Annotated in this window: 23 protein-coding genes; 8 read left to right on the forward strand and 15 right to left on the reverse strand. The window is 75.8% G+C overall.

Annotated elements, in window-relative coordinates:
- Positions 1-18: 18 nt before the first annotated feature.
- Genes CHB98_RS17635 through CHB98_RS17655 form a run of 5 tightly spaced genes read right to left on the reverse strand, consistent with a single transcriptional unit; the run spans position 19 to position 6,926 of the window.
- The gene (locus tag CHB98_RS17635; protein WP_179224641.1) at positions 19-2,187 is read right to left on the reverse strand and encodes an Ldh family oxidoreductase; all 2,169 of its coding nucleotides are present in this window, start codon (positions 2,185-2,187) and stop codon (positions 19-21) included.
- A complete protein-coding gene (locus CHB98_RS17640; RefSeq protein ID WP_089306916.1) occupies positions 2,184-3,035 on the reverse strand; it encodes a DUF6282 family protein in 852 nt (283 codons plus the stop codon). The genes CHB98_RS17635 and CHB98_RS17640 overlap by 4 nt, the downstream gene beginning before the upstream one ends.
- Entirely contained in the window at positions 3,032-5,254 is a 2,223-nt protein-coding gene (locus tag CHB98_RS17645; protein WP_089306917.1) for a TRAP transporter permease, read from the reverse strand. The genes CHB98_RS17640 and CHB98_RS17645 overlap by 4 nt, the downstream gene beginning before the upstream one ends.
- Positions 5,251-5,889 carry a hypothetical protein gene (locus tag CHB98_RS17650; protein WP_089306918.1) on the reverse strand — a complete coding sequence of 213 codons (639 nt, stop codon included), beginning with the start codon at positions 5,887-5,889 and terminating at the stop codon, positions 5,251-5,253. The genes CHB98_RS17645 and CHB98_RS17650 overlap by 4 nt, the downstream gene beginning before the upstream one ends.
- 29 nt (positions 5,890-5,918) lie before the next feature.
- A complete protein-coding gene (locus tag CHB98_RS17655; protein WP_089306919.1) occupies positions 5,919-6,926 on the reverse strand; it encodes a TAXI family TRAP transporter solute-binding subunit in 1,008 nt (335 codons plus the stop codon).
- Between the two features lie 178 nt (positions 6,927-7,104).
- Between CHB98_RS17655 and CHB98_RS22810 the strand changes: the two genes are divergently transcribed.
- Both CHB98_RS22810 and CHB98_RS17665 read left to right on the forward strand, forming a co-directional pair.
- A complete protein-coding gene (locus CHB98_RS22810) occupies positions 7,105-7,851 on the forward strand; it encodes a GntR family transcriptional regulator (protein WP_089306920.1) in 747 nt (248 codons plus the stop codon).
- Positions 7,852-8,610, forward strand: coding sequence for an SDR family NAD(P)-dependent oxidoreductase (locus CHB98_RS17665; RefSeq protein WP_089306921.1), 759 nt, complete (start codon positions 7,852-7,854; stop codon positions 8,608-8,610).
- A gap of 15 nt (positions 8,611-8,625) precedes the next feature.
- On the opposite strand, the gene CHB98_RS17670 is transcribed toward CHB98_RS17665, so the two are convergent.
- Positions 8,626-9,813, reverse strand: coding sequence for a CaiB/BaiF CoA transferase family protein (locus CHB98_RS17670; RefSeq protein ID WP_089306922.1), 1,188 nt, complete (start codon positions 9,811-9,813; stop codon positions 8,626-8,628).
- Between the two features lie 140 nt (positions 9,814-9,953).
- Between CHB98_RS17670 and CHB98_RS17675 the strand changes: the two genes are divergently transcribed.
- Together CHB98_RS17675 and CHB98_RS17680 are read left to right on the forward strand one after the other, a co-directional pair.
- Positions 9,954-10,310, forward strand: coding sequence for a hypothetical protein (locus CHB98_RS17675; RefSeq protein WP_089306923.1), 357 nt, complete (start codon positions 9,954-9,956; stop codon positions 10,308-10,310).
- Positions 10,311-10,483: 173 nt separating this feature from the next.
- Entirely contained in the window at positions 10,484-12,364 is a 1,881-nt protein-coding gene (locus CHB98_RS17680) for a S9 family peptidase (protein ID WP_089306924.1), read from the forward strand.
- A gap of 3 nt (positions 12,365-12,367) precedes the next feature.
- On the opposite strand, the gene CHB98_RS17685 is transcribed toward CHB98_RS17680, so the two are convergent.
- Positions 12,368-13,411 carry a DUF3048 domain-containing protein gene (locus CHB98_RS17685; protein ID WP_089306925.1) on the reverse strand — a complete coding sequence of 348 codons (1,044 nt, stop codon included), beginning with the start codon at positions 13,409-13,411 and terminating at the stop codon, positions 12,368-12,370.
- Between the two features lie 153 nt (positions 13,412-13,564).
- Between CHB98_RS17685 and CHB98_RS17690 the strand changes: the two genes are divergently transcribed.
- Together CHB98_RS17690 and CHB98_RS17695 are read left to right on the forward strand one after the other, a co-directional pair.
- Positions 13,565-13,987 carry a DUF1810 domain-containing protein gene (locus tag CHB98_RS17690; protein ID WP_089306926.1) on the forward strand — a complete coding sequence of 141 codons (423 nt, stop codon included), beginning with the start codon at positions 13,565-13,567 and terminating at the stop codon, positions 13,985-13,987.
- Positions 13,988-14,024: 37 nt separating this feature from the next.
- Complete coding sequence (locus tag CHB98_RS17695; protein ID WP_089306927.1) at positions 14,025-15,062, forward strand: glutathione S-transferase family protein; 1,038 nt, start codon at positions 14,025-14,027, stop codon at positions 15,060-15,062.
- A gap of 22 nt (positions 15,063-15,084) precedes the next feature.
- Here CHB98_RS17695 and CHB98_RS22110 read toward each other — a convergent pair whose 3' ends face one another.
- Complete coding sequence (locus tag CHB98_RS22110; RefSeq protein ID WP_245821338.1) at positions 15,085-15,762, reverse strand: excalibur calcium-binding domain-containing protein; 678 nt, start codon at positions 15,760-15,762, stop codon at positions 15,085-15,087.
- Positions 15,763-15,954: 192 nt separating this feature from the next.
- Between CHB98_RS22110 and CHB98_RS17705 the strand changes: the two genes are divergently transcribed.
- The gene (locus CHB98_RS17705; protein ID WP_089307035.1) at positions 15,955-16,704 is read left to right on the forward strand and encodes a DUF6308 family protein; all 750 of its coding nucleotides are present in this window, start codon (positions 15,955-15,957) and stop codon (positions 16,702-16,704) included.
- Positions 16,705-16,810: 106 nt separating this feature from the next.
- Complete coding sequence (locus CHB98_RS17710) at positions 16,811-18,040, forward strand: M20 family metallo-hydrolase (protein WP_179224643.1); 1,230 nt, start codon at positions 16,811-16,813, stop codon at positions 18,038-18,040.
- Positions 18,041-18,060: 20 nt separating this feature from the next.
- Here the strand turns inward: CHB98_RS17710 and CHB98_RS17715 are convergent, their stop codons facing one another.
- The 7 genes from CHB98_RS17715 to CHB98_RS17745 all read right to left on the reverse strand — a co-directional run bounded on the left by CHB98_RS17715 (position 18,061) and on the right by CHB98_RS17745 (position 25,943).
- Positions 18,061-19,293: a metal-dependent hydrolase family protein gene (locus tag CHB98_RS17715; protein WP_089306929.1), complete on the reverse strand. Its 1,233-nt coding sequence runs from the start codon at positions 19,291-19,293 to the stop codon at positions 18,061-18,063.
- A complete protein-coding gene (locus CHB98_RS17720; RefSeq protein WP_218822415.1) occupies positions 19,290-20,297 on the reverse strand; it encodes a pyridoxal-phosphate dependent enzyme in 1,008 nt (335 codons plus the stop codon). Before CHB98_RS17720 ends, CHB98_RS17715 begins: the two co-directional genes overlap by 4 nt.
- Positions 20,294-21,139, reverse strand: a complete 846-nt coding sequence (locus tag CHB98_RS17725) for an ABC transporter permease (protein WP_089306930.1) — start codon at positions 21,137-21,139, stop codon at positions 20,294-20,296. The genes CHB98_RS17720 and CHB98_RS17725 overlap by 4 nt, the downstream gene beginning before the upstream one ends.
- 16 nt (positions 21,140-21,155) lie before the next feature.
- The gene (locus CHB98_RS17730; protein ID WP_218822416.1) at positions 21,156-22,082 is read right to left on the reverse strand and encodes an ABC transporter permease; all 927 of its coding nucleotides are present in this window, start codon (positions 22,080-22,082) and stop codon (positions 21,156-21,158) included.
- 72 nt (positions 22,083-22,154) lie between these two features.
- A complete protein-coding gene (locus CHB98_RS17735) occupies positions 22,155-23,753 on the reverse strand; it encodes an ABC transporter substrate-binding protein (RefSeq protein WP_089306931.1) in 1,599 nt (532 codons plus the stop codon).
- Positions 23,754-23,850: 97 nt separating this feature from the next.
- Positions 23,851-24,903 carry an ABC transporter ATP-binding protein gene (locus tag CHB98_RS17740; protein WP_089306932.1) on the reverse strand — a complete coding sequence of 351 codons (1,053 nt, stop codon included), beginning with the start codon at positions 24,901-24,903 and terminating at the stop codon, positions 23,851-23,853.
- On the reverse strand, positions 24,900-25,943 hold the full coding sequence (locus CHB98_RS17745) for an ABC transporter ATP-binding protein (RefSeq protein WP_245821339.1): 1,044 nt from the start codon (positions 25,941-25,943) through the stop codon (positions 24,900-24,902). Before CHB98_RS17745 ends, CHB98_RS17740 begins: the two co-directional genes overlap by 4 nt.
- Between the last annotated feature and the right edge of the window lie 16 nt (positions 25,944-25,959).

The following is a 25,959-nucleotide window of genomic DNA, read 5'->3' on the forward strand; positions in this document are numbered from 1 at the left end:
GGGCGCAGGAGGGCGGGATCAGGCACGCGCGGGCACCCCGAGCGGCCGGCCGACGTGCCCGGCCAGCTCCTGCAGCGCCCGGTGCGTGCCGGCGTCGAGGGGGACGCCGTGGACGCGGCGCAGCGCGCGCTCGGCGGCGGCCCGCTGTCCCGGCGTCCGGACCGGCCGCTCCGGGTCGACCGGGGCCAGCGCGCGCAGCCCGGCGAGCAGGCGCGCGGCCCCCGCGCTCAGCTCGGCGGGGTCGCCGAGGCGGCCCGGGTCCAGGACGACGACCAGGTGGCTGACGCCGGGGTGCCCGCTCCCGGCCCGGAAGGTCAGGTTCCCCACGCCGGGGCCGGTGGGGCCGCGGCCGAGCACGGCGGTGAGCACCTCGACCAGCAGGGCCAGCCCGTAGCCCTTGTGCACCGACCGCTCGCGGTCGCTGCCCAGCGGCAGCAGCGCGCCGCGGCCGGGGAAGACGGCGGCCGGGTCGGTCGTCGGGCGCCCGTCGGCGTCCACGCCCCAGCCGAGCGGGACCGGGCGGCCGGCCCGCAGCGCGATCTCGAACTTGCCGGCGGCGACCGCGGAGGTGGCCATGTCGAACACCATGGGCTTCTCCCCCGCCACCGGCACGCCGAGGGCGAGCGGGTTGGTGCCCAGGTACGGGCGGGCGCCGCCGGCGGGGGCGACGACCGGGCCGGTGTTGGTGGCGGCCAGCCCGACCAGCCCCTGCGCGGCCGCCTCGAACACGTAGGCGCCGCTGGCGCCGTGGTGGCTGCTGTCGCGCACGTTGACCCACCCGACCCCGTGCTCCCGGGCCCGGTGCACCGCCTCGGCCAGCGCGAGGGTGGTGACCGGGTGGCCGAGCAGCCCGTGCCCGTCGACCAGCGCGACCGCGCCCTCGCCGCTCACCGTGGGCTCGCCGTCGGTGGCGATCGCCCCGGCCCGCACCCCGCGCACGTAGGCGGGCAGCCGGGCGACGCCGTGGGAGTCGATGCCGGACAGGTCGGCGTAGCCGAGGACCCGCGCCACGTCGCCGGCGTGCTGGCGGCGCACCCCGACGGCGGTCAGGACGGCGGTGGTCCACCCGGCCAGCACGTCGGCCGGCACCCGCACCGGCGGCTCCTCGACGGCCACCGGTACGGCGGGCCCCCCGGCGTCGTCGAAGGCGGCCAGCACCGCGTCGGCGACCGCGCCGGTGGGCGCCGGCGGGGTGCCCTCCGGCGCCAGGTCGTAGGTCCACGGGCCGCCCTGCAGCACCCGGTCGACCGCCGCCCGCACCCGGTCGCCGAGCGCGCGGGTGGCCGGGAAGTGCCGCAGCAGCGCGGCCAGGGCCAGGAAACCGCCGAGCGGGTCGACCTGGCCGCGCAGCGCCCGGCGCGGCGCCGACCCGTGCGCCGGCTCGAACAGCCCGACGCAGCGGCCGCGGACCGGCTCGCCGGGGTGCACCGAGGCCGAGCCGCACAGCGCCGGCGACCCCGCCCGCCCGGCGGCCAGGTCGGAGAGGATGTCGCCGAGCAGCCCCTCGGTGACCAGCACGTCGGGCACCGCGGCGCCGGAGCCGAGCTCGTAGGCGGCGCGGTCGACGTAGCGGTGCTCGACGTCGACGCCGCGCTCGCGGGCCACCTCGCCGGCGACCTGCCGCCACAGCCGGCCGGTGACGTACAGGTTGGCCTTGTCGACCGAGACCAGCCGCCCCGCCACACCGGACCGGGCGGAGCGCTGGGCGAGCACGTCGCAGGCGGTGTGCACCACCTCGGCGATCCGCCGGCGGGTCAGCCGGAGCACGTCGGCCGCCTCGTCCTCGCCGAGCCACCGGTCGTCGGCGCCGCCGTAGGAGCCGCCGATGAGGTTGCGCACCACGGTCAGCTCGGTGCCGTCGCGGAACGGGACGTCGCGCACGGAGATCCGCAGGTCGTAGCGCTCGCGCAGCCGGTGCAGCGCGACCTCCGGGCGCGGGCACACCCCGTCCGGCACGCGCGGGTCCTCCCCCACCGCGCCGAGCAGGACGGCGTCGGCGGCGTCGCAGGCGGCCAGCGTCTCCGCGGGCAGCACGTCGCCGGTGGCCGCCGCGGCGCGGGCGCCGACCGGCCAGGGCCCGGTGACCTCGACCGCGCCGTCGGCGGCCAGCCGCCGCAGCAGCCGGGCCGGCCCGTCGAGCACCTCCTCGCCGATGCCGTCCCCCGGCAGCAGGGCGACCCGGATCACCGCAGCACCAGCTCGCGGCCGACGGTGGTCAGCGCCCGCTCGGTGCCGGCCTCGCCCAGGCAGGCCTCCAGCTCGGCCAGCCAGCCGGGCAGGGCCTGCGCCATGGTCGGGTGGTCGGCGTGGCCGAGGTCGCCGCCGAAGGCGAGCTGGTCGTGCGGGTAGACCTCGCCCAGCGTGGTCGAGCGCGGCCCGTCGGGGGTGAGGATGTCGGGCAGGATGCCGAGCTCCAGCACCACGCCGAGCCGGGCGAACTCCGGGGCGGCGGCGTCGTCCCAGTGCAGGAACGGCATCCGCGGGTGGTTGAGCAGCATCCGGCGCACCCCGGCGGCGTGCGCGGCGCGGAACAGCACCAGCGCCTCCGCGCAGGTGAGGTGGCCGGAGGCGAGCACCAGGTCGTGGGCGGCGACCACGTCGAGGACCTCCTGCCAGGCGGGCAGCAGGGCGCCGTCGTCGGCGAGCACGTCGACCTGCCGGAAGGACAGCGAGCGGTGCACCGCCAGCTCGGGGCGGGCCGCCGACGCGACGTGCGCGGGCGCGGAGACCGTCGGCATCCACACCACGCGCCCGCCGAGCCGGGCGGCCACCTCCACCGCGTCGGGGTTGGCGCCGCCGACCGGGGAGTTGAGCACGATGCCGCCGAGCACCTGCACGCCGCCGGTCTCCGCCCGCCCGGCGGCCAGGGCGGCGCGCTCGGCGGTGGACCCCTCGTGCGCCTTGAGGACGGCGAGGTCGATGCCGACCCGGGCGTGCGCGCCGACCACCTCGTGGTCGGCGCCGTGCCGGGGCACCAGGCTGGGTGACCCGTGCACGTGCAGGTCGGCGACGCCGGAGACCAGGAGCGGACTCACCGCTCCGTCCGCGGCCGCTCGGCCGCCGTGGCGCCGGCCACGGGGGGCGCCGTGGAGGCGGGCACCGGCCGGGTGGTCGTGGCGTCGTCGGCCTCCGCCGGCGTGCCGGTGCCCGTGCCGCCGGCGGTGTCGCCGCGGCGGCGGGTGAGCAGGTGCACGACCAGCCCGGCGACGGCGAACCCGGCGCCGACGGCGATGAGCGTCGGCGTCATGACCAGCAGCGCGATCGCCGCGACGAGGAACAGCAGCCGCTCGGGGACGCGGGCCGGGCCGAACAGCCAGGCACCGGTGACCACCGCCAGGGAGGCGACGGCGACGACGGACGTGACGAAGGCGATCAGCACCGTCTCGGTCCCGCCCTCGAACAGCAGGCCCACGCCCCGCGGGGACAGCACGAAGATGAACGGCACGAGGAACGCCGGCAGCGTGTACTTCCAGGTCAGCCACATGGTCTTGACCGGTTTGCCGCCGGTGATGGCCGCCGCGGCGAACGGCGAGAGCGCCGTCGGCGGGGAGACCTCGCTGAGCACCGCGTAGTAGAAGATGAACATCGCCGCGGCGAACGGCTCCACGCCCACCTGCTGCAGCGCCGGGGAGATGACGACGAACGAGATGATGAAGCTCGCCGTCACCGGCACGGCCAGGCCGAGCAGGATGACCACCACCGCGGAGAAGACGGCGGTGAGGACGACGTTGCCGTTGGCGAAGTCGACGATGATCCCGGCCAGCCGCAGCGCCAGCCCGGTCAGGGTCATGACGCCGACGATGATGCCGGCGACGGCCATGACCGGGATGACCGACAGCGCGCCGGTCGCGCCCGCGGCGAGCGCGTCCCAGAACCGCCGCGGCGTGATCCACGACCGCCGCTCCAGGAAGCTGAGCAGGAACGCCAGCACGGTGGCGTAGACCACCGAGCGGAAGGGCGTGTAGCCCAGCGCCAGGAAGACCACGATCGCGGCCAGCGAGGAGAAGTGGTAGCCGAAGCGCAGCAGCAGCTTGCCCGCCGACTGGGTCTGCATCTCCACGGTGTGCGTGCCGTGCCGGCGGGCGTCCATCTCGATGGCCAGGACGATGCCGAGGTAGTACAGGATCGTCGGGATCGTCGCCCAGACGAGCACCTCGAGGTAGGAGACCTGCAGCAGCTCGGCGATGATGAACGCCGCCGCGCCCAGGGTCGGCGGGGACATGATCGCGCCGATGCCGGCGGCCGCCAGCACGCCGCCGCCGGCCTCCTTGGGGTAGCCGGCCTTCTTCAGCAGCGGCCAGGAGATGCCACCGAGGGTGACGGTGGTGGCCACGCCCGAGCCGGACACCGTGCCCAGCAGGAAGCCCGACAGCGTCACGGTGCGGCCCGGCCCGGCCGGGGACTGCCCGAAGGCGGCGAAGGACAGGTCGATGAAGAAGCGGGTGGCGCCCGAGGCGGCCAGGACGGCGCCGTAGATGGTGAACAGGATGATGTAGGTGGCGGCGACCTCCAGCGGCGTGCCGAAGATGCCCTGGGTGCCCATGACGTTGTGCCCGACCAGCCGCGGCCAGCCGAAGTTCGCGGTGGTGAACGGCGAGGGCATGAACGAGCCCCAGTACGCCGAGGCGATGAACAGCAGGACCACGATCGGGACGAGCACGCCGACGGTGCGCCGCGCCGCCTCCAGGACCAGCAGGATGAGCAGCGTGCCGATCAGCAGGTCGGTATCGGTGGGCAGGATCGCCCGCCGGAAGAAGCCCTGCCAGTCCGAGACCATGTAGACGGCGGGCACGAGCGAGGTGAGGGCCAGCAACCAGTCGAGGACGTTGGGGTGGTCCCGCTTGCCGGCCTCCTTGGCCTTGGCCGAGCGCGGCCAGCCGCGGTAGGTCAGGAAGGTCAGGAACAGGCCGAGGGAGAGGAACGTCGGCAGGTACACCTGCCGGGGCATCGGGTTGAACACCCAGTAGAGGGCGAACAGCGACAGCCCGACGCCGACCACCGAGGTCACCCAGCTCGGCCAGCCGGTGAGGTGGCGGGCCGGCTTCTCGGCCTCGAACTCCGCGATCAGCGCCTCCTGGTCGATCCGGTCGGGGTCGTCGACCGGGTCGGCGTCGGGCCGCTTGTCGAGGGTGGCGACGTCGAGGACCCCGCCCTGCCGGTGCGCGGCGGCGTGGGCGGTCCGGTGCGCACTGCTGTGGGCCCGCTCGTCCTCGGCGGTGCGGGTGCGCGGGCGGCCGGGCAGCTTGATCTTCATCGCTCGATCTCCAGTAGCACGGTGGCGTCCTCGCCGGTCACGAGCCGCCAGATCGGGACGGGCTCGGCGCCCGGGGTGTACAGGGTGCGCTCACCCAGGTCGGTCGCGGCGATGTTCAGTCGCTCGAAGACGGCCGGCCGGGCCGGGTCGGGCTCGGCCACGTGGTCCAGGCGGTCCCCGGGCGGCGCCGGGCGGGGCGCCCCGGGGACGGCGTAGTACTCCTCGAGGACGGCCACCTGCTCGGCGGCCAGCTGCTCGAGCGCGAAGCGGCCGTCGGGCAGCACACGGTACCGCTCCTCGGCGAGGGTCGTGTAGACGCTGTTGCGGTAGCCGACGGCGAACCCGTCCCCGGTCAGCGGGACGCTGGCGACGACCTCGCCGTCCGGCGTCCGGACGACGACCGCCGGCCCGCCGTCGGTGGCCGTGGCCGTGGCCGTGGTCACGGCCACCCCGGCGCCCACGAGCACGGCCACCACCAGCAGGGCCTCCACCAGCACGACGGCCGCCCCCGGCAGCACGGTGGCGGGCCACCGGGTGCCGCGGCGGGGGGCCGGACGTCGGCGGGTGGGCGGGGCGTCGGCCGACGTGCCGCCGGGGCCCGCGGTGCGGACCCCGGACCCCGACGGCACGACCACGACCGGTTCCTCCTCGGGTGCCGGGTGGGTCAGCTCACCGAGTCGAAGTAGGCCTGCGCGCCGGGGCAGGTCTCGATGAAGCCGACCTCGCCGGCGGTGGCCGGGTCGAGCTCTGCGGCCGCCGGGTGGACGGTGAGCAGCTGCTCCTGGTTCTCGAAGATCGTCCGCGTGATGTCCTCCTGCAGCTGCTCGTCCATGTCGTTGCGGACGACGAGGATGTTGGGCGAGACGACCTGCGGGGAGGCCTCGGGCTGGCCCTCGTAGGTGTCGGCCGGGATCTCGTCGGCGAAGTAGTAGTCGCCGTACTGCTCGGCCATCGCGTCGGCGTACTCCCCGGTCGGGATGAGCACCAGGTCGGCGTTGTTGGCCAGCTCCACGATCGCGCCGGTGGGCAGGCCGCCGGACCAGAAGCCGGCGTCGACGGTGCCGTCCTGGATCGCCGCGACGGTCTCCGCGACCCCGAGCTGGGCGCGCTCGATGTCGGCCTGCGGGTCCAGCCCGGCCGCCTGCATGATGCGGTCGGCGGTGACCTCCGAGGCCGACCCGACCGCGCCGGGCGACACCCGCCGGCCGCGGAGGTCCTCGATCGTGGTGATGCCGGTGGCGGCGGTCGTGAAGACGTGGGTGAAGTTGTTGTAGATGTTGCCGAGGGAGCAGACGGGCAGCGGCTCGGTGAAGGTGTTCTCCCCGTTGACCGCGTCGGCCACGACGTCGCCGAGGGCGAAGGCCATCTGCGCCTGGCCGGAGGCCAGCAGCTGCATGTTGTCCACCGAGGCGTTGGTCTCCTGGACGGTGACCGTCGTCCCCTCCAGCTCCGAGCTCAGCAGGTTGGCGATGCCGCCGCCGTAGGGGTAGTAGACGCCGCCGGTGCCGCCGGTGGCGAACGTGAGCGGCCCGCCGGGCGCGGCGGCCTCGCCACCGCCGGCCCCGCCGCCGCCGGAGTCACCCCCGCCGCAGGCGGTGAGCAGGAGGGCTGCGGCCAGGCCGGTGCCGAGCAGGCGCCGGACCGGGCGGGGGGAGTTCGGGCTGGAGGTCATCGTCGGCCTTCCTGGTGCGTGCGGTCGGGCGCCCCGGGCCGGGGTCCTCCTGGAGGCGCGGGGCCCGGGACCCGGACGGTCGCCAGCGAGTGAAGCAGGTCACAAGATCCCTTGTCTACTGTTTACGATCCGTGTGACCATTCCGTTGCGCGCCGACCCGGGAGGTGGAGATCCGAAGGTGGCCCGGCCTGAGCACATCACCGCCGTCCCGCTGCGCGAGCACGTCTACGGGCGGCTGCAGGAGCTGTTGATCGCCCGCGCCCTGGCCCCCGGTGACCACCTCGTCGAGGAGCGGCTGGCCGCCGAGCTGGGGGTCAGCCGCGGCCCCGTGCGCGAGGCGCTGCAGCGGCTGCACCGCGACGGCTGGATCACGCTGCGGCCGCGCCACGGGGCCTTCGTCAACCAGCCGACCCGCCGCCAGGTCGAGGAGTTCTTCGAGACCCGGGAGCTGGTGGAGCGCTCCGCGGCGGAGCTGGCCGCGCAGCGGTGCACGCCGGAGGACGCCGCGGCGCTGCTGGCCATCTGCGACGAGGCCGACGCCGACTGGGTGCGCGGCGTGCCCACCCAGCAGATGGCCGGGCACACCGCGCGCTTCCACCGCACCGTGCTGCTGTGCGCGCGCAACCACCTGCTGCTGGAGTTCGGCGAGCAGCTCTCCCAGCGCAGCCGCTGGTTCTTCGCCCCGCTGGTCGGGGCCATCGCCCCGCGGGCGTGGGCCGAGCACCGCGAGGTCGCCGAGCTGATCGCGGCCGGCCGGACCCGGGAGGCCGCGGAGGCGATGCGCGTGCACGTCGAGGAGTCCCGCGACTCCTACCTGGACACCCAACTGGTCGCCGACACCCCGTCGGAGCCGGTGGCCCTCCGCCGCACCCGCGCGCCGTCGGGCTCGCGGGCCGCCCCCCTCCCCCGAGCACAGGAGACCTGAGTGGACGCTGGACGGATCGTGCTGGTGACCGGCGCCTCGAGCGGCATCGGCCGGGCCTGCGCCGAGGCGTTCCTCGCCGAGGGCGCCCGGGTGGTCGCCGCCGCGCGGCGCACCGAGCGGCTGGCGGACCTGCAGGCCGCGCACGGGGACGCCGTGCTGCCGCTGACCCTGGACGTCCGGGACCGCGCCCAGGTCACGGCCGCGCTGGGCTCGCTGCCCGCGGAGTGGACGCCCATCGACGTGCTGGTCAACAACGCCGGGCTGGCCGCCGGCCGCGGGCCGGTGCACACCGACGACCCCGACGACTGGGACCGGATGCTGGACACCAACGTCCGCGGCCTGCTCAACGTCTCGTCCTGCGTGCTGCCCGGCATGGTGGAGCGCGGGGCCGGGCACGTGGTCAACATCGGCTCCAACGCCGGCCGCGAGGTCTACCCCGGCGGCACGGTGTACTGCGCGACCAAGGCCGCCGTCGAGCGGATCACCCGGGGCATGCGGATGGACGTCCTCGGCAGCGGCGTCCGGGTCAGCCAGGTCGACCCCGGGATGGTGGAGACCGAGTTCTCCCTCGTCCGCTTCGGCGGCGACGAGGCCCCGGCGAAGGCCGTGTACGAGGGGCTCACGCCCCTGTCGGCGGCGGACGTCGCCGAGGTGGTCACCTGGATCGCCAACCGCCCGCCGCACGTCGTGATCGCCGACGTCCTGGTGTACCCGCTGGACCAGGCCGGCTCCGGGAAGGTGGCCCGCCGCGGCTCCTGAGCCGCGCGGGCGCCCTCAGCGCGCCGGGCCGTCGCCCCCGTCCAGGCCCAGCCGGCGCAGCGTCTCCGCGGTGTGCTGGCCCAGCGCCGGTGCGGCCGGCACCCGCGGGGTGCCGCTGCGGCTGAACGTCCAGGGCAGGCGGGCGTGCACCAGCGGGCCCTCCGTCGGGTGCTCGACGGCCTCGAAGAACCCGACCGCGGCCAGGTGCTCGTCGGCGAAGAGGTCCTCGACGGTGTTCACCGGCATGGCCGGGACGTGCCGGGCGCGCAGCTCGGCCAGCCAGTACGCGGTGGGCCGGCGGGCCAGCTCGTCGTCGACCAGCCGGTAGAGCTCGTCGATCCGGCGGGTGCGCCCGCCGATGGAGGCCAGCTCCGGGTCCGCGGCGAGGTCGTCGCGGCCCACCAGCGCGAAGAACTCCCGCCAGTGCGCGTCGGTGTAGAGCAGCACCGCGACCACGCCGTCGGCGGTGCGGTGCGGGCGGCGGTAGGGCGACGCCGTCCGGGCGTACCCGGTGCCGCCCGTGCGCCCGGCGTACACCCGGCCGCCCTGCTGCTCCATGAGCAGGAAGCCGGCCATCGACTCGAACATCGGCACCTCGACGGCCTGCCCGCGGCCGGACACCGACCGCTCGTGCAGGGCGGCGAGGACGGCGGCCAGCGCCATGACGCCGACGGTCTTGTCCACCACCTGGGTGCGCACGTACTGCGGCTCGCCGCTGCCGCCCTGCACCGCGGCCAGCCCGGACACGCCCTGGACCACGTCGTCGTAGGCCGGCTCGTCGCGGTAGGGGCCGGCCGAGCCGTAGCCGACGGCGGCACAGTGCACGATCCGCGGGTTGCGGGCCAGCACGGTGTCCGCGTCCACGCCGAGGCGGGCGGCCGCCCGCGGGCGCATGTTGTGCAACAGCACGTCGGCCTCGTCGACCAGCAGGTCCAGCGCCGCCCGCCCGGCCGGGGTGGTCAGGTCGAGGACGACGGACTCCTTGCCCCGGTTGAAGGTGAGGAACGCCGGGCCCAGGCCGGAGCCGCGCTCGTCACCGACGCCGCGGATGATGTCGCCCGCGGGCGGCTCGACCTTGACCACCCGCGCGCCCATCTGGGCCATCAGCACCGCGCAGTACGGGCCGAGGAACGTCGAGGTGAGCTCGACGACGGTCAGCCCGGCGAGCGGTCCGGGCAACGGCGGCGCGGGCTCTGCCGTCATGGTTCGCGGCCCTCCAGGGTCGGCGGCGGTGCGGGCAGCGTGCCAGAGCCGGTTGCGGGCGCCGCCCGGCGGCTCACCGCCGGCCGACGTCGGCGAGCGTGTGCGGGGGCGGGCCGGTGTCGGCGAGGCCCTGGGCGACGGTGCCGACCGGCCCGGGGTCGCCGAGCCGGCGGACCGACGGGTCGACCGAGACGGTCGGCGGCCGCTCGTCCGGGGCGGCCAGCGGGATGCGCGGCTCCTCCCCCGCCTGGGCGCGGGCGTGCAGCGCAGCGCCGGCCCTCCCCCGGCGGCAGCCCGAACAGCAGCTCGGCGGCGCGGTCCCAGGTGACCAGCCGGTCGTCGGGGTCGGTGCCGCGGACCCCGCACCGGAGGGGCGGCCGGTCGGCGTGCAGGTCGTCCGGCGCCACGCGGCCGAGGAGACCCTGCTCGGTGCCGCCGCGCTGCTGGAGGAGGCGTCGCCGTGGGCGGACCGCCGCCCGGCCGTGCTGGCCCGCTGACCCGGCGGACCCGCCGGGGCGCCGGTCCCCGGTGCCGGCGATCGGGCGGCGGGACGGGCCGTACGGTGACCGGGTACGGCGACGAGCGGACCGGCGGCCGGCGGGCACGGTCCGCTCGGGCCCGGACCGGCGCCGCCGGTGAGGCGGCAGGAGAAGGTGGAGGACGCGGCACGGTGACCACCCACGCGCCCGCGGCCCCGGCACAGGTCGACGCGGCGGCCGCGCTGGCCGACGCGCTCGTCGACGCCTGGGGCAGCTGGGGCCCCAACATGACCCCCGACGCCCGGCAGGTCGCCTTCGTCAGCGACCGCTCCGGCGTCCCGCAGGTGTACATCCAGGAGGTCGTGCTCGACGGGGCCCAGCCCGAGGCGCGGCCCCTGCGGCTGTCCGACGACCCGGTCACGGCGGTGCGGTGGGCCGCGGACAGCGGCTGGCTGACCGTCGAGGTGGCCACCGGCGGCGGCGTCCGGACGGCGGTGTGGGTGGTGCGCCCGGACGGCTCCGGCGCGCGCCGGGTGGCCGGGGACGCCGAGACCCACGCGGAGCTGGGGCCCTGGACCCGCAGCGGGCACCGCTTCGTGGTCACCTTCCCCGGCGCCGCCGAGGGCGGACCGACCCGCTGCTACCTGGCCGACCCGGCCACCGGCCGGCTGGACCCGCTGGCCGAGGGCGAGCTCATCCACGTGCTGGACGTGTCGCTGGAGGAGCGCTTCATCGTCGTGCGCGACGGCGGCCGCGGGCAGCAGTTCGTCGTCGTGGTAGACCGGCTCACCGACGAGGCGCTCAGCGTGCTGCCGCCCGGGGCGACCGGCTCGACCGACGTCGCGCTGATCCGCCCGGCGCCGGAGGACCACTCCGGCCCGGTGTACGTCTACCTCGCCTCCGACGTGGGGCTGCCCCGCCGGCAGCTCATCGGCGTCCCGTTCGGGCCCAACGGCTGGCGCGGCGAGCCGCGGACGCTGGCCGCCCGCGACGACGCCGAGCTGGAGTTCGTCGACGCCGACGACGCCGGCCGGCTGCTGCTGCTGGTGTGGAACGTGGCCGGCCGCAGCGAGCTGGAGCTGATGGACACCGCCACCGGCGGGCGCACCCCCATCACCGGGCTGCCCGGCCTGGTCGCCGCCGACCCGGTGCTCAGCCGCGACGGCTCCAGCGTGGTGCTCGGCGTCCAGGGCCCCACCCGCCCGCGCGAGCTGTGGCAGGTGGACACCACCACGCACGCCTGGACCCGGGTCACGCACTCGCCGCCGCTGCCGCGGCAGCGCCTCGTCGTCCCGCGGCTGGAGACCTTCCCCGCCCGGGACGGCCTGGCGCTGACCGGCTGGCTGTACCGGGCGCCGGGACACCTCAAGGAGCCCGGGCCGGTGGCGCTGTACCTGCACGGGGGCCCCGAGGCGCAGGAGCGGCCGGCGTTCTCCCCGCAGCACCAGGCCCTGGCCGCGGCCGGCATCACGGTGTTCGCGCCCAACATCCGCGGCTCCTCGGGCTTCGGCCGGGAGTTCGTGCACGCCGACGACCTCACCGGGCGGTACGCCGCGTTCGCCGACGTGCTCGCCGCCGCCGACCACCTGGTCGCCACCGGGGTCGCCGACCCCGCGCGGATCGCGGTGACCGGCCGCTCCTACGGCGGGTACCTGACCCTGGCCTCGCTGGCGTTCTCGCCAGGGGTGTTCGCGGCCGGCGTCGACGTGTGCGGCATGTCGGACCTGGTGACCTTCTACCGGGACAGCGAGCCGTGGATCGCCGCGGCGGCGGTGACCAAGTACGGCCACCCGGAGCGGGACCGGGCGCTGCTGGAGGACATCTCCCCGCTGGCCTCGGCCAACCTCATCGACGTCCCGCTGCTCGTGGTGCACGGCGAGCACGACACCAACGTGCCGATCGGCGAGGCGCGCCAGGTCGTGGCCGCGCTGCGGGCGCTGGACCGGCCGGTGGAGTACCTGGAGCTGCCCGGCGAGGGCCACGACTACCGCCGGGCGGACACCCGCAAGCTGCTCACCCGCACGATGCTGCAGTTCCTCTGCGCCACGCTGAGCGGCTCCCGGACGCCGTAGCCCTCAGCCGGTGGTCACGGCGCCGGTGCCGTTGGGCACCAGCTCGACCCAGGTGCTGCCCTCCGCCAGGCGGACCGGCTGCCCGTCGGCGCCGGTGAGCACCACCGGCTCGCCGACGGACGCCTTGCGCCAGGTCGCGGGGACCGCCTTGCCGCCGGTGGCCACCAGGGCCTCTCCCCCGCCGACCATCACCGTCTCCGGGACGGGGTTGCCGGCGCTGTCGACGAAGCGGGTGTCCACGACGTCCACCCGCAGGACGACGACGTTGGCGGCGCGCAGCACGGCGCCGTCGGCCCCGACCGCGGGCGTGCTGCCCTCGGCGCGCAGCCAGGCGCCGTCCGGCGCGCTCCACGTCCAGCGGGGCGTGGCGACCCGGGACAGCCGCAGGTCCAGCAGCCCGGCCGGCGTGCCGGCGGCGACGGCGGTGGGCTGCTCCCCGGGGGCGGCCACGGCGAACTGCGCGGGCGGCGCCGCGGCGTGGGCGGGGTCGGCCTGGGCGACGAGGGCGGCGGGGTCGACGTAGGTGTTGTGCGGGGCGACCCGCTCGGGGATCCGGTAGAAGCCGTCGATGCCGGGCTTGAGCACCTGCAGGCCGGCGGCGCCGGTGGCCTCGACGAAGGGCTTCTGCCCGCCGGAGAAGGCGAACAGGCCGCGCAGCGGCCCGGCGATCGCCGGGTCCATCGGGCGGACCGAGCGCACCGGCCCGACGGCGGGCGGCAGCGTGGAGTGGTAGACGGCGACGTAGCGGCTGATGCCGCCCTCGACGACCTCCTCCCACACCACGTCGGCGGCGCCCAGGCCGGTCTGCGGCCGGGCGGCGGCGGAGTTCTCGACCTTCACCGCGAGCGCCGGCCGGGCGACGTCCGCACCGGCGCTGTCCACGCCGGTCAGCGGCCAGCGGACCGGCGGGGGCGGCGGGGGGCTCGCCGGGGCGGCCTCGGCGGCCGACGCGGGCTCCGGCGCGGCGGGCGACCCGCAGGCCGTCGTGACGCTCAGGGCCAGGCCGGCGAGCAGGGCGGCGGCGAGGCACCGGCGGACGGTCGTCATGGGGTGCTCATCGGCAGCCCGGGGCCCCCGAGGGACCGCGCGGTTCGCCGCGGCCCGGCCGGGACATGCAGGGGTCGTGAGCGAGCTCGCGAGCTCACGCACGGGTGGAGCAGCGCCGCGAACGCGGCCGACGAGCGCCAGCGAGGAGGACTCGTGAGCGACCCCTTCGACCTCGAGCGGTTCGTCCGGGCCCAGGACGGCGGCACCTACGACGCGGCGCTGCGCGAACTGCGGGACGGCGCCAAGCGCGGGCACTGGATGTGGTTCGTGTTCCCGCAGGTCGCCGGGCTCGGCCGCAGCCCGACCGCGCAGCGGTACGCGGTCTCCGGGCTGGAGGAGGCGCACACCTACCTGGCGCACCCGGTGCTCGGGGCCCGGCTGCTGGAGTGCGCGCAGGCGCTGCTGACCCTGCCCGGCCGCGACCCGGTGGCGGTGCTCGGCCCGGTCGACGCGGTGAAGCTGCGCTCGTCGATGACGCTGTTCGAGGCGGCGGCGCCGGACGAGCGGGTGTTCGGCGAGGTGCTGGAGCGGTACTTCGACGGGGAACGGGACGAGGCGACCACCACGCGGCTCTGACGAGCGGTCCGGCGCCCGGTCGACCACGCTGGGGCCCGTGGCAGACGAGAACAGCGGCTCCGGGTACGTCACCTCGGGGGACTTCCGGCGGGACACGAACTACATCCCCGACCGGGTCACCGCCGACGGCTCGGGCGGGTGGCCGGTGGAGGCCGGACGGTACCGGCTGGTGGTGGCGCGGGCCTGCCCGTGGGCGAACCGGGCGGTCATCGTGCGGCGGCTGCTCGGCCTGGAGGACGCGATCTCCCTGGGCCTGTGCGGGCCCACCCACGACGAGCGGTCGTGGACCTTCGACCTCGACCCCGGCGGCCGCGACCCGGTGCTGGGCCACGAGCGGCTGCAGGAGGCCTTCCTGGCCCGCTTCCCCGACTACGACCGCGGCATCACCGTGCCGGCGCTGGTCGACGTCCCCACCCGGCAGGTCGTCACCAACGACTTCATGCAGATGACGCTGGACCTCTCGACCGAGTGGACGCGGTTCCACCGCGACGGCGCCCCGGACCTCTACCCGGAGCGGCTGCGGGAGGAGATGGACGAGGTGATGCAGCGGGTCTACACCGAGGTCAACAACGGGGTGTACCGCTGCGGCTTCGCCGGCGACCAGGCCGCCTACGACGCGGCCCACGAGCGGCTGTGGACCGCCCTGGACTGGCTGAGCGACCGGCTGGCCGGGCAGCGCTACCTGATGGGCGACACGATCACCGAGGCCGACGTGCGGCTGTTCACGACGCTGGCCCGCTTCGACCCCGTCTACCACGGCCACTTCAAGTGCAACCGGCAGAAGCTGTCCGAGCTGCCGGTGCTGTGGGCCTACGCGCGCGACCTGTTCCAGACCCCGGGGTTCGGCGACACGACGGACTTCCCGCAGATCAAGGAGCACTACTACGTGGTGCACGCCGACATCAACCCGACCCAGGTGATCCCGCTGGGCCCGGACACGGCGAACTGGCTGACCCCGCACGGGCGCGAGGAGCTCGGCGGCTCGCCGTTCGGCGACGGGACGCCGCCCGGGCCGCCGCCGGAGGGCGAGCGGGTGCCCGCCGACCACGGCCCCGGCGGCCTCGGCCACCGCTGAGCGGAGGGTCTCCCACCCCGGGTCACTCGCAGCCGACCCCGTCACCATCCCGGTCCAGGTGCCGGCCGTAACCGGGGTCGCCCGCGCGGACGGGAGCGGCGCCGGCGGTCCGCGCGGCGGTGCAGTTGTCGAAGTAGGTGCTCACCGGCGCCCGCGGCGCAGGCTCGGCCGCCGGCGCCCTCCCTGCCCCGGACGCCACCGACCCGGACGTCGCGGAGCCGGACGACGAGGGGGAGCCGCCGGATCCGGCGCCGGCGCTCGACCCCGAGCTGCCGGGTGCGGCCTCAGCGGCCCGCAGCGCGCTCTCGCGGGCGACGAGCCCCTGCTCGCGCTGGTCGAGCGCGGTGCTGCGCTGGGCGATGGCCGCGGTCTGCTCGGCGAGCCGGGCCTCCGCCGCCGCGCCCGCCTGCCTGATCTGCTCCTCGGCGGCGGCCACCTCGTCGGTCAGCGCCCCGGCCTGGTCCTGGGCGACCTGCAGGTCGTCCTGCAGCGTGAGGTACTGCGGCGTGGTGGTCGGGTCCGGCTGCTCACCCACACCCCCGACGCCGAGGCCGATCAGGAAGGCCAGCAGCGGGACCGCCCACCGCAGCCACCTCCGCCGCTCGCCGGCCGGCTCGTCCGCGTCCGGGGACGGGAGCGGCCACTGCATCGTCCGGGTCGTCTGCTGGGGCGGGCCCTGGGAGCCCTGGCCGGTCGGCATCATCGCGTCCCCCGATCGTCGGATGTCCCGCGGGACGGTACGTGCGCGCCGGGATCCCGGTGGGTCGCCTGGACAGCGGCGTGACCCCCGGTGCCCGTGGGCCCGATGAGGAGCCCACCGGATCGACTCTCGCGCGTGAAGGGCACCTGGGCCGGCGCGTGGGCGGCGGCGGCGGTCGGTCAGGCTGGCCGGGTGAGCAGCGTCGCGGGTCCCGATCTGGTCCTGCCCAGCGCCGGGCCCGACCCCCTGCCGCTGGCGACCGCGCTCGCGGCCGTGCTGGGCTACGCCCGCGGACGCCGGCCGCTGTACTTCCGGTCACCGGGCCACCCGCGGGGGCGCTGGGTGCAGGTGCCGGCGTTCGGCTACGAGCGCTTCGACCGCCGGCCCCGGGCGCACGGCCCGCTCGGTGACGACGACGTGCTGACCGCGGAGGGGCTGCACGGCCGGCTGGACCCCGCCGGGTGGGCGGCGGTCCGGGCCGCCCTGGACGACGCCGGCGACCTCGCCGACGCCGCCACCGCGCGGGCCGGCGGGCGCCCGCTGTGGGACCTCCCCGACGGCGAGTTCTCGCTGCTCGGCGAGCCGGGGACGGTCGGCGCCGCGCTCCGCGGGCTGCGGGGGGTCGGCGGGGGGCCGGTGCCGGCCTACGTCTCGGCGGCGCTGCACCACCGGCGCCCGGAGCTGTTCCCGCTGGCCGGCCCCACCACCCGCCGCCAGCTGCTGCCGCACGTCGAGGAGGGCGACAGCGGGGTCGAGGCGGTGGTGCACCGGGAGCTGCGGGCCAACGCCGACGGCTTCGGCGCCCTGGAGGCGGCGGTGGCCGACGCCCTGCGTCCGGCGGGTGGGCTCGTCCCCACCCGGCTGCGGCTGCACGACGTGCTGGTGTGGGCCGGCGGCAGCCTGCGGCTGGCCCACGCGGTGTCGCTGGGCGCCGGCCGCTGACCGGTCCGGGAGTGGTCCCCCGCGGGGCGATCCGGCAGGCTGGGCCGGTCGCTGGTGGCAGGGGCGGCCGGCGTCCGCCGGGCCGCCCGGGACGGGGGTCGGAGCCGTGACGGACGCGGTGCACGTCGACGAGCAGCTGCTCGGCCGGTACGTCGCCGAGCTCGGCGCCATCGGGGAGACCCCCGACGGCATGTACCGGTTCATGTACGACGCGGCCTGGCAGCGGGCCCGGGACACCCTGCTGCGCTGGATCGCCGACGCCGGCCTGGAGCCCCGGGTCGACGCGGTCGGCAACGTCTTCGGGCGGCTGCCCGGCTCGGGGGACGGCGGGGTGGTCCTCACCGGCTCGCACGTCGACACCGTCCCCTCCGGCGGGAGGTACGACGGCGCACTGGGCGTGGTCGGCGGGCTGGCCGCCCTGGCGGCACTGCGCGCGCACGGCACCCCCGCGACCACGCTGGAGGTCGTCGCGCTGTGCGAGGAGGAGAGCAGCCGCTTCCCGGCCAACTTCTTCGGCACCCGGGCGATGCTCGGGCTGGTCGGCCCGGACGAGCCGGACCGGCTGCGGGACCGGGACGGCACCACGATGGCCGAGGCCATGCGCGGGGCCGGCCTGGACCCCGCCGCGGTGGGCGCCGCCGAGCGGCACGACCTGCGCGCCTTCCTCGAGCTGCACATCGAGCAGGGCCGGGTGCTCGCCGACGAGGGCACCGACATCGGCCTGGTGGAGGTCATCCCCGGCATCGCCTGGGAGACCGTCACCGTGCGCGGCCGGCAGGACCACGCCGGCGCGACCCCGATGGACCTGCGCGCCGACGCGCTGCAGGCGGCCGCGCAGATGGCCCGCGAGCTCACCTCGGTGGTGGAGCGGGAGGGCCGGCCGGCGGTGGCCACCACCGGCCGCTGGACGGTGGAGCCGGGGCAGCCCAGCGTCGTCCCGGGCCTGGTGCGGTTCTCCCTGGACCTGCGCCACCCCGACCTCGCCGTCCGGGACCGGCTGCTCGACGAGGTGCACCGCACCTGCGCGGACGTCGCACGGCGGCACGGCGTGGAGGTGGACGTCGTCCGGGACAAGGACGAGGAGCCGGCCGTGATGGACGCCGGCCTGCTCGACGTGCTGCGCGGCTCCGCCGAGGCCTGCGGCGCCAGCTGGCGGCGGATGCCCAGTGGCGCCGGGCACGACAGCCAGCTGATGGCCACGCGGGTGCCGACGGCGATGCTCTTCGTGCCCAGCGTGGAGGGGCGGTCGCACACCCCGGCCGAGTACACGACACCGGAGGACTGCGTCCGCGGCGCCTCGGTGCTGGCCACCGCCCTGCACCGGCTCGCCTGGTGAGGAGGGCCGGGGGTCCTCCCTCAGGCGGTCGGGACGGCGGCCCCCGTGCCGGGCAGCTCGTTCCGGTGCACGACGCCGTCCTTGACCACCAGGGCCACCCGGCCGGTGGCGGCGACGTCCTCCACCGGGTCGCCGTCGACCAGCACCAGGTCGGCGAGCTTGCCGACCTCCAGCGTGCCGATCTCGTGGGCCAGCCCCAGGTTCTCCGCGGCCGCCCCGGTGGCCGCGACCAGGGCCTGCATCGGCGAGAGCCCGTGCCGCACCATGAGCGCCAGCTCGGCGGCCAGGTCGTCGTGCGGGTTGAACGGGGTCCCGGCGTCGGTGCCCGCGGCGATCCGCATGCCCGAGGAGACCGCGTCGGCGAAGCTCTTGCGCTGCTGGGCGGCCTCCGCCTCGGCCTTGTCCACCGCCCAGCCCGGGATGCCCCCGGCCCGGCCGTTCCGGACGATCCCGTCGACGGCGAGCATGGTCGGGACGAGGAAGGTGCCCTGGGCGACGGCGAGCTCCAGCAGCTCGTCGTCGAGGTAGAAGCCGTGCTCGACGGAGTCGATCCCGGCCAGCAGGGCGTTGTGGATGCCGGCCCGCCCGATGGCGTGCGTGGTCACCCGGCGGCCGGAGTTGTGCGCCTCCTGCGCGACGGCGGCCAGCTCCTCGGGCAGCAGCGCGGTCTGGGTGGGCGTGACGCCGGGGGTGAGCACCCCGCCGGTGGCCATCACCTTGATCACCGCCGCGCCGGCCTTGATCTCGGCCCGGGTGGCCTTGCGCACCTCGTCGGGGCCGTCGGCCTCCCGGCCGATGAAGTGCCCGTGCCCGCCGGTCATGGTGATCACCCGGCCGGCGGCCTGCACCCGCGGGCCGGGCACCATCCCCCGGTCGATCGCCTTGGCCAGCTCGACCACGACGTCGTCGGCCGCGCCGCAGTCGCGCACCGTGGTCACCCCCGACCGCAGGGCGGACACGGCGCTCTGCGCGGCCCGCAGGGTGGCCTTGGGCACGGTGTCGCCCGCGACCTGGGCCATCAGGTCCGGCGCGCCGTCGGCGGTGAGGTGCACGTGGCAGTTGATGAGGCCGGGCAGCAGGGTGCGGCCACCGCCGTCCACCACGTGCTCCGGCGCGGTGGCCGGCGCGGCGTCCTGCGGCCCGATCCAGGCGATCCGGCGGCCCTCCACCACCACGGCCCGGCCGGGGACGGGTGCGGCGCCGGTGCCGTCGACGACGGTGACGTTGCGGAGCAGGAAGCTGGTGGGGGTCATGGGACCTCTCGCTCGTGGGTGGGCTCGGGGGTGGGCAGGCGCCCGAACAGCGCCAGGTCGACGTTCCCGCCACTGGCGACGGAGACGACGCGGGTGCCCGGGGGCAGCTCGAGGACGCCGGTCATGAGGGCGGCCAGGGGCGCGGCGGCCGACGGCTCCAGGAGGAGCTTGGTCCGCGTGACGGCGAGGGCCAGCGCCCGCAGGATGTCCTCGTCGGCGACCCGGACGACCCGCTCGACGTGGGCCTGCACGTGGTCGACGGTCACCTGCCCGGTCATCGGCGCGGCCAGCCCGTCGGCCACGCTGCGCGCTCCGGGCAGCCGGACCGGCGCGCCGGCCTGCAGGCTGCGGGACATCGCGTCGGCGGTCTCCGGCTCCACGCCGATCACCCGGGTGCCCGGTGCGAGCGCGGCCAGGGCGGTGGCGACCCCGGAGACCAGCCCGCCGCCGCCGACCGGGACGAGGACGACCTCGGCGTCGGGCACGTCCTCGGCGATCTCCAGCCCGACGGTGCCCGTGCCGGCGACCACCTCGGGGTCGTCGAAGGGGTGCACCGGGACGCGGCCGGTGCGGGCCACGGTGGCCAGGTAGGTCTCCAGCAGGTCGCCGTCGGTGAGGACCACCTCGGCCCCGTACGCCCGGCAGGCGGCGATCTTGGCCGGCACCGCGGTGGCCGGCATGACCACCGTGCCCGGCACGCCGACGCAGGCCGCCGCGCAGGCCACGGCCGCGCCGGCGTTGCCGGCGGACAGGGTGATCACGCCCCGGGCCCGCTCGGCGGGGGGCAGGGTGAGCACCGCGTTGAGCGCGCCGCGCAGCTTGAAGCTGCCGGTCCGCTGGAACAGCTCGGCCTTGAGGTCCAGCCGCACGCCCCAGGCCGCGCCCAGGCCGCCCTGGCGCAGGACCGGCGTGCGGTGCACCCGGCCGGCGAGCCGGGCGGCCGCGGCCCGGACGTCGTCGAGGGTGACCAGGCGCCGGGCGGCCGTGCCGACGGCGGCGGTCACCCGGCCGGCCGGTCGACGCTGCGCATCCGGGGGTCCAGCGCGTCCCGCAGGCCGTCGCCGAGCAGGTTGAACGCCAGGATGGCCAGGAAGATCGCGACCCCCGGGAACGTGGTGAGGTGCGGGGCGCTGAAGATGAACTGCCGGCCCTCCCCCAGCATGGTGCCCCACTCCGCGGTGGGTGACTGGACGCCCAGCCCGAGGAAGCCCAGCCCGGCCGCGAGCAGGATGCTCACCCCGATGCTCAGCGTGCCGTGCACCAGCACGGGGGTCAGCGCGTTGCGGAACACGTGCCGGGTGATGATCCGCAGGTCGCCCGCGCCGAGCATCCGCGCCGCCTCGACGTAGGGCTCCTCCCGGATGCTCAGCACCGAGGAGCGCACCAGCCGGATGATCACCGGGATGACGCTGATCCCGACCGCGATGATCACGTTCTGCAGGCTCACGCCGAGGACGGCGACCAGGGTGAGGGCCAGCAGGATGCTGGTGAAGGCGAACATCATGTCCGCCAGCCGCGAGATGGCCAGGTCGGCCCACCCGCCGTAGTACCCGGCGAGGATGCCCAGCGGCACGCCGACGGCCAGCCCGATGGACACCGCGAGCACCCCGATGAGCAGCGAGATCCGGCCGCCGTACATCAGCCGGGTGGCGATGTCCCGGCCCAGCTGGTCGGTGCCCAGCCAGTGCTCGGCCGACGGGCCCTGGATGGCCGAGCCCAGGTCCTGGGCGTTCGGGTCGTAGGGGGACAGCACCGGCGCGAACACGGCCAGCGCGACGAAGACGAGGACGATGCCGAGGCCGATCAGCCCCGGGGGGTGGCCGCGGAAGCGACGCCAGGCGGTCACGGGACGGCCCTCTCGGTCAGTAGCGGATGCGGGGGTCGACCACGACGTAGAGCACGTCGACGACCACGTTGAGCAGGATGAACGCGGCGGCGTAGACCAGGACGATGCCCTGGACGACGGCGAAGTCGCGGGCCCCGATCGAGTCGACCAGCAGCCGCCCGATGCCCGGCCAGCCGAACACGGTCTCGGTGAGCACCGCGCCGCCGAGCAGCGCGCCGAACTGCAGGCTGATGACGGTGAGGACCGGGATGAACGCGTTGCGCAGCCCGTGCTTGACGATCACCGTCGGCGGGGCCGCGCCCTTCGCCTGCGCCGTCCGGATGTAGTCCTGTCCCAGCACCTCGAGCATGCTGGCGCGGGTCATCCGGGAGATCAGCGCGGTGGAGAACGCGGCCAGCGTCACCGCGGGCAGCACGATGCTCAGCGGCTCGCCGCTGCCCGCGGCCGGCAGCCAGCCGAGGGTGACGGCGAACAGCAGGATGAGCAGCAGGCCCAGCCAGTAGACCGGCATGGACACCCCCATCATCGCCACGCTGGAGATCGCGTGGTCGACGAGGGAGTTGCGGCGCACCGCGGCGAGGACGCCCGCCGTCACCCCCACCACCGAGCCGATGACCGTGGCGACGACCGCCAGGATCAGCGTCGCCGGCAGCCGGACGGCGATCTCGGAGGCGACCGGCCGGGAGGTCCGGGCCGACTGGCCCAGGTCGCCGGTGAGCACTCCGGTGATGAACGACCAGTACTGCGACAGCAGCGACTCGTCCAGGCCGAGCTGCTCGCGCAGCCGGCTGACCTGCTCCTCGCTGGCGTTGAGCCCGGCGAGGACCCGTGCCGGGTCACCGGGCAGCACGCGCAGCATGAGGAAGATGAGCACCGACACCCCGAGGAGGGTGATCAGCGACAGCAGCAGCGTGCGCACGATGTGCGCGGTGGTGCCCGTCACCGGGGACCCCTCATCCCTGGCCTCCCTCGTCCGGCCGGCGGGCCCGCCGCCCGCCGGCCCGGCGGTCGCTGGTCAGTTCGCCGGCCGCGCGTAGACGGCGGAGAACTTCTCGGTCGGCGTGGCGCTGATGCCGGTGACGTCGGTGGACCACACGATCGGGAAGGACTGGGTCCACAGGAAGATCCACGGGGCGTCGTCCCAGATGATCTGCGAGGCGTCGCAGTACAGCTGCTCCCGCCGGGCCTCGTCGGTCTCCACGTCGGCCTGCGCGAGCAGCTCCTCGACCTGCGGGTTGGTGTAGAACGACGTCGCCAGGCCCGCCGGCGGGTGGGTCGCCTGCCGGAACATCTGCATCTGGAAGTCCGCGTCCAGGAACGGCGGTGCCCAGCCCAGCAGGTGCATGTCGACCGTGTTCTCCGACGGTGCGGCGTTCACCCGTGCCAGGAACGAGGGGAAGTCGCTGGTCGAGACGCTGACGTCCAGGCCGACCTCGCGCAGGTAGCCGGCGATGGCCTCGGCGGCCTGCTGGTCCTGCACGTAGCGGCCGCTGGGGGTGAGCAGCTCCAGGCTGGCCCCCTCCGCGCCGGCCTCGGCCAGCAGCTGCCGCGCCCGCTCGGGGTCGTGGTCGTAGGAGCCGGTCTCGCAGTAGCCGAACAGGCTGGGCGCCATCGGGGCGTCGAGGACCTCGGCGGCGCCGAACAGCACGTTGTCGACGATGGCCTGCTTGTCGACCGCGTAGTTGAGCGCCTGCCGCGCCCGGGGGTCCGACAGCAGCGGGTCGTTGGTGTCCAGGGCGATGAAGATCGTCCGGTCGCTCTCGGCGAGCAGCACCTCGACGTCCTCGTTGGCCTGCAGCGCCTCGAGGTCCGACACCGGCGGCAGGATCATCATGTCCACCTGCCCGGACAGCAGCAGGCTCTCCCGGGTGGCCGCCTCCGGGACGACCCGGAAGACCACGGTGTCGTAGTGCGGCTCCTCGCCCCAGTAGTCGGCGAACTTCTCCACCGTGACGCTCTCGCCGGCGGTGTAGGAGCCGAAGGTGTACGGCCCGGTGCCCACCGGCCGCTGGTACTCCAGGTTGGTGTTGCCCTCGGCGGTGACCGAGGCCGGGGAGATCATGCCCGCCGTCGTCACCGACAGCGCGCTGAGGAAGCCCGGCGACGGCCGGCTGAGCGCGATCTCCACGGTGGTGTCGTCGACCGGGGTCACCGACTCGATGACCTCGAACGGCGAGCCGAGCGGGACGGTGAGGGCGGGGTCGACGATCCGCTCCAGGTTGAACCGCACGGCCTCGGCGTCGAACGGCGTCCCGTCGTGGAACACCACGCCGTCGCGCAGCACCAGGGTGACCGTGCGCCCGTCCTCGGAGACCTCGAAGCTCTCGGCGAGGTTGCCGACCAGCTCGTCGTTCTCGTCGAACACGACCAGCGTCTCCACGACGTAGTCGACGATGTTCTGCACCGTGGTGGTCGTCTGCCCGGCCGGGTCGAAGGTGTCCGGGTCGATGCCCACGGCGATGGAGAAGGTGCCCCCGCCGCCGCCCTCGCCACCGCCGGTGGCCGGCGCCTCGGGGTCGCTGACGGTGCAGGCGCCGAGGAGCAGGGCCAGCGCGGACGCGGCGGCCAGGGACCGGGCCCGGGACGGGCGACGGCGTGCTCGGATCGTGGTCATGGTCTCCCGCTTCGACGAGGTGGCACGGAACTGGACCCGGCCGGGGGCGCGGACGCGGCCGGCGGTGACGGTGGCGCTGGCGGTGGCGGGTGCGCGGTCACGGGACCACCGGCCGCACCTCGGCGAAGTGGCAGGCGCTGGGGTGGCCGTGGCCGAAGCGGTCGACCAGCGCCGGCTCCTCCTCCGCGCAGATCGGCTCGGCGCGGGGGCAGCGGGTGCGGAAGTTGCAGCCCGAGGGCGGGGCGGCCGGGCTGGGCACGTCGCCGGTGAGCACGATCCGCTGCCGGGCGCCCCGCTTGGCCGGGTCGGGGATGGGCACCGCCGACAGCAGCGCCTGCGTGTAGGGGTGGGTGGGGGTGCCGTAGATGTCCGCGCGGTCGCCGATCTCCACGATCTTGCCCAGGTACATGACCGCGACCCGGGTGGAGATGTGCCGGACGACGGACAGGTCGTGGGCGATGAACACGAACGCCAGCCCCAGCCGCGCCTGCAGCTCCTGGAGCAGGTTGACCACCTGCGCCTGGATGGACACGTCCAGCGCGGAGACCGGCTCGTCGAGGACCAGCACCTGCGGGTCCAGGGCCAGGGCCCGGGCGATCCCGATCCGCTGCCGCTGCCCGCCGGAGAACTCGTGCGGGTAGCGGTCGGCCTGCTCGGTGCTCAGCCCCACGCCGGCCAGCAGCTCGTCGACCCGGGAGCGCAGCTCGGCCCCGGCGGCCAGGCCGTGGATGCGCAGCGGCTCGCCCACGATGGCGCGCACCGTCATGCGGGGGTTGAGCGAGGTGTAGGGGTCCTGGAAGACGAACTGCATCTCCCGGCGGACGGCCTTCATCTGCCGGCGGCTCAGCCCGGTGATGTCCGTGCCCTTGAACAGCACCCGCCCCGCGGTGGGCTCCAGCAGCTTGACGATGGTCCGCCCGGCGGTGGTCTTGCCGCAGCCGGACTCCCCCACCAGGCCCAGCGTCTCGCCGGCGGCCACCTGGAGGCTCACGCCGTCCACCGCGTAGACCGTGCCGACCTGCCGCCGGGTCACCCCGCCGCGGATCGGGAAGTGCGTCTTGAGGTCCTCGACCCGCAGGATCTCCTCGCCGCGGCCGACCCGCTCGTGCAGGTCCCGCGGCGGCGCGTCGGGCACCGTCGGGGTGCTCACCGGCCGGCGCTCCCCGGGTCGGCGCCCATCGCCCGGGACACCTCGGCCATCGCGGCGGGGACCTCCTCGGCGAAGTGGCAGGCCGACTGCTGCCCGCCGCCGACGTCGTAGAGCGGGGGCACCTGGGTGCGGCAGACCTCGCGTCCCCGCGACACCCGGCAGCGCGGGTGGAACGAGCAGCCCGTCGGCAGGTCGATGAGGCTCGGCGGCGAGCCGGGGATGGGGTCCAGCCGCTCCAGCTCGACGTCCAGCCGGGGCAGGCTGGTCATCAGCCCGAGGGTGTAGGGGTGCCGGGGCGCGGCGAAGACGGTCCGCACGTCGGCGACCTCGACCACCTTGCCGCCGTACATGACGACCACCCGGTCGGCGTGCTCGGCGATCACGCCCAGGTCGTGGGTGATCAGCACCGTCGCCGCGTTGGTCCGGTCCCGGGCGGCCCGCAGCACCTCCAGGACCTGCGCCTGGATGGTCACGTCCAGCGCGGTGGTCGGCTCGTCGGCGATGAGCACCGTCGGGTCGTTGGCGATGGCCATCGCGATCATGGCCCGCTGGCGCATGCCGCCGGAGAACTCGTGCGGGTACTGGTCGTAGCGGCCCTCGGGGTTCGGGACGCCGACCAGGGCGAGCAGCTCGACGGTGCGGGCGCGGGCGCGCTCGCGGCCCAGGCCGCGGTCGTGCAGCAGCAGCGCCTCGGCGATCTGCCGGCCCACGCTGAGCACCGGGTTCAGGCTGGTCATCGGGTCCTGGAAGACCATGCCGATCCGGCTGCCGCGCAGCTGCCGCAGCTCCCGCGCCGGCATGGTGCGCAGGTCCCGGTCCTCGAACAGGATCTCGCCGGCCACCACCCGCCCGGGCGGGCTCGGGACCAGTCCGAGGATCGACATCGCGGTGACGCTCTTGCCCGACCCGGACTCGCCGACGACCCCCAGCGTCTCGCCGGGGTACAGGTCCCAGCTGACGTCGTTGACGGCCTTCACGACCCCGGCCGGGGTGACGAATTCCGTCGTCAACCCCCGGATGGAGAGAACGGGACTGCTCACCAACAGCGCCTCCTCG

This window comes from Geodermatophilus pulveris, from assembly GCF_900188375.1.
Classification (GTDB): domain Bacteria; phylum Actinomycetota; class Actinomycetes; order Mycobacteriales; family Geodermatophilaceae; genus Geodermatophilus; species Geodermatophilus pulveris.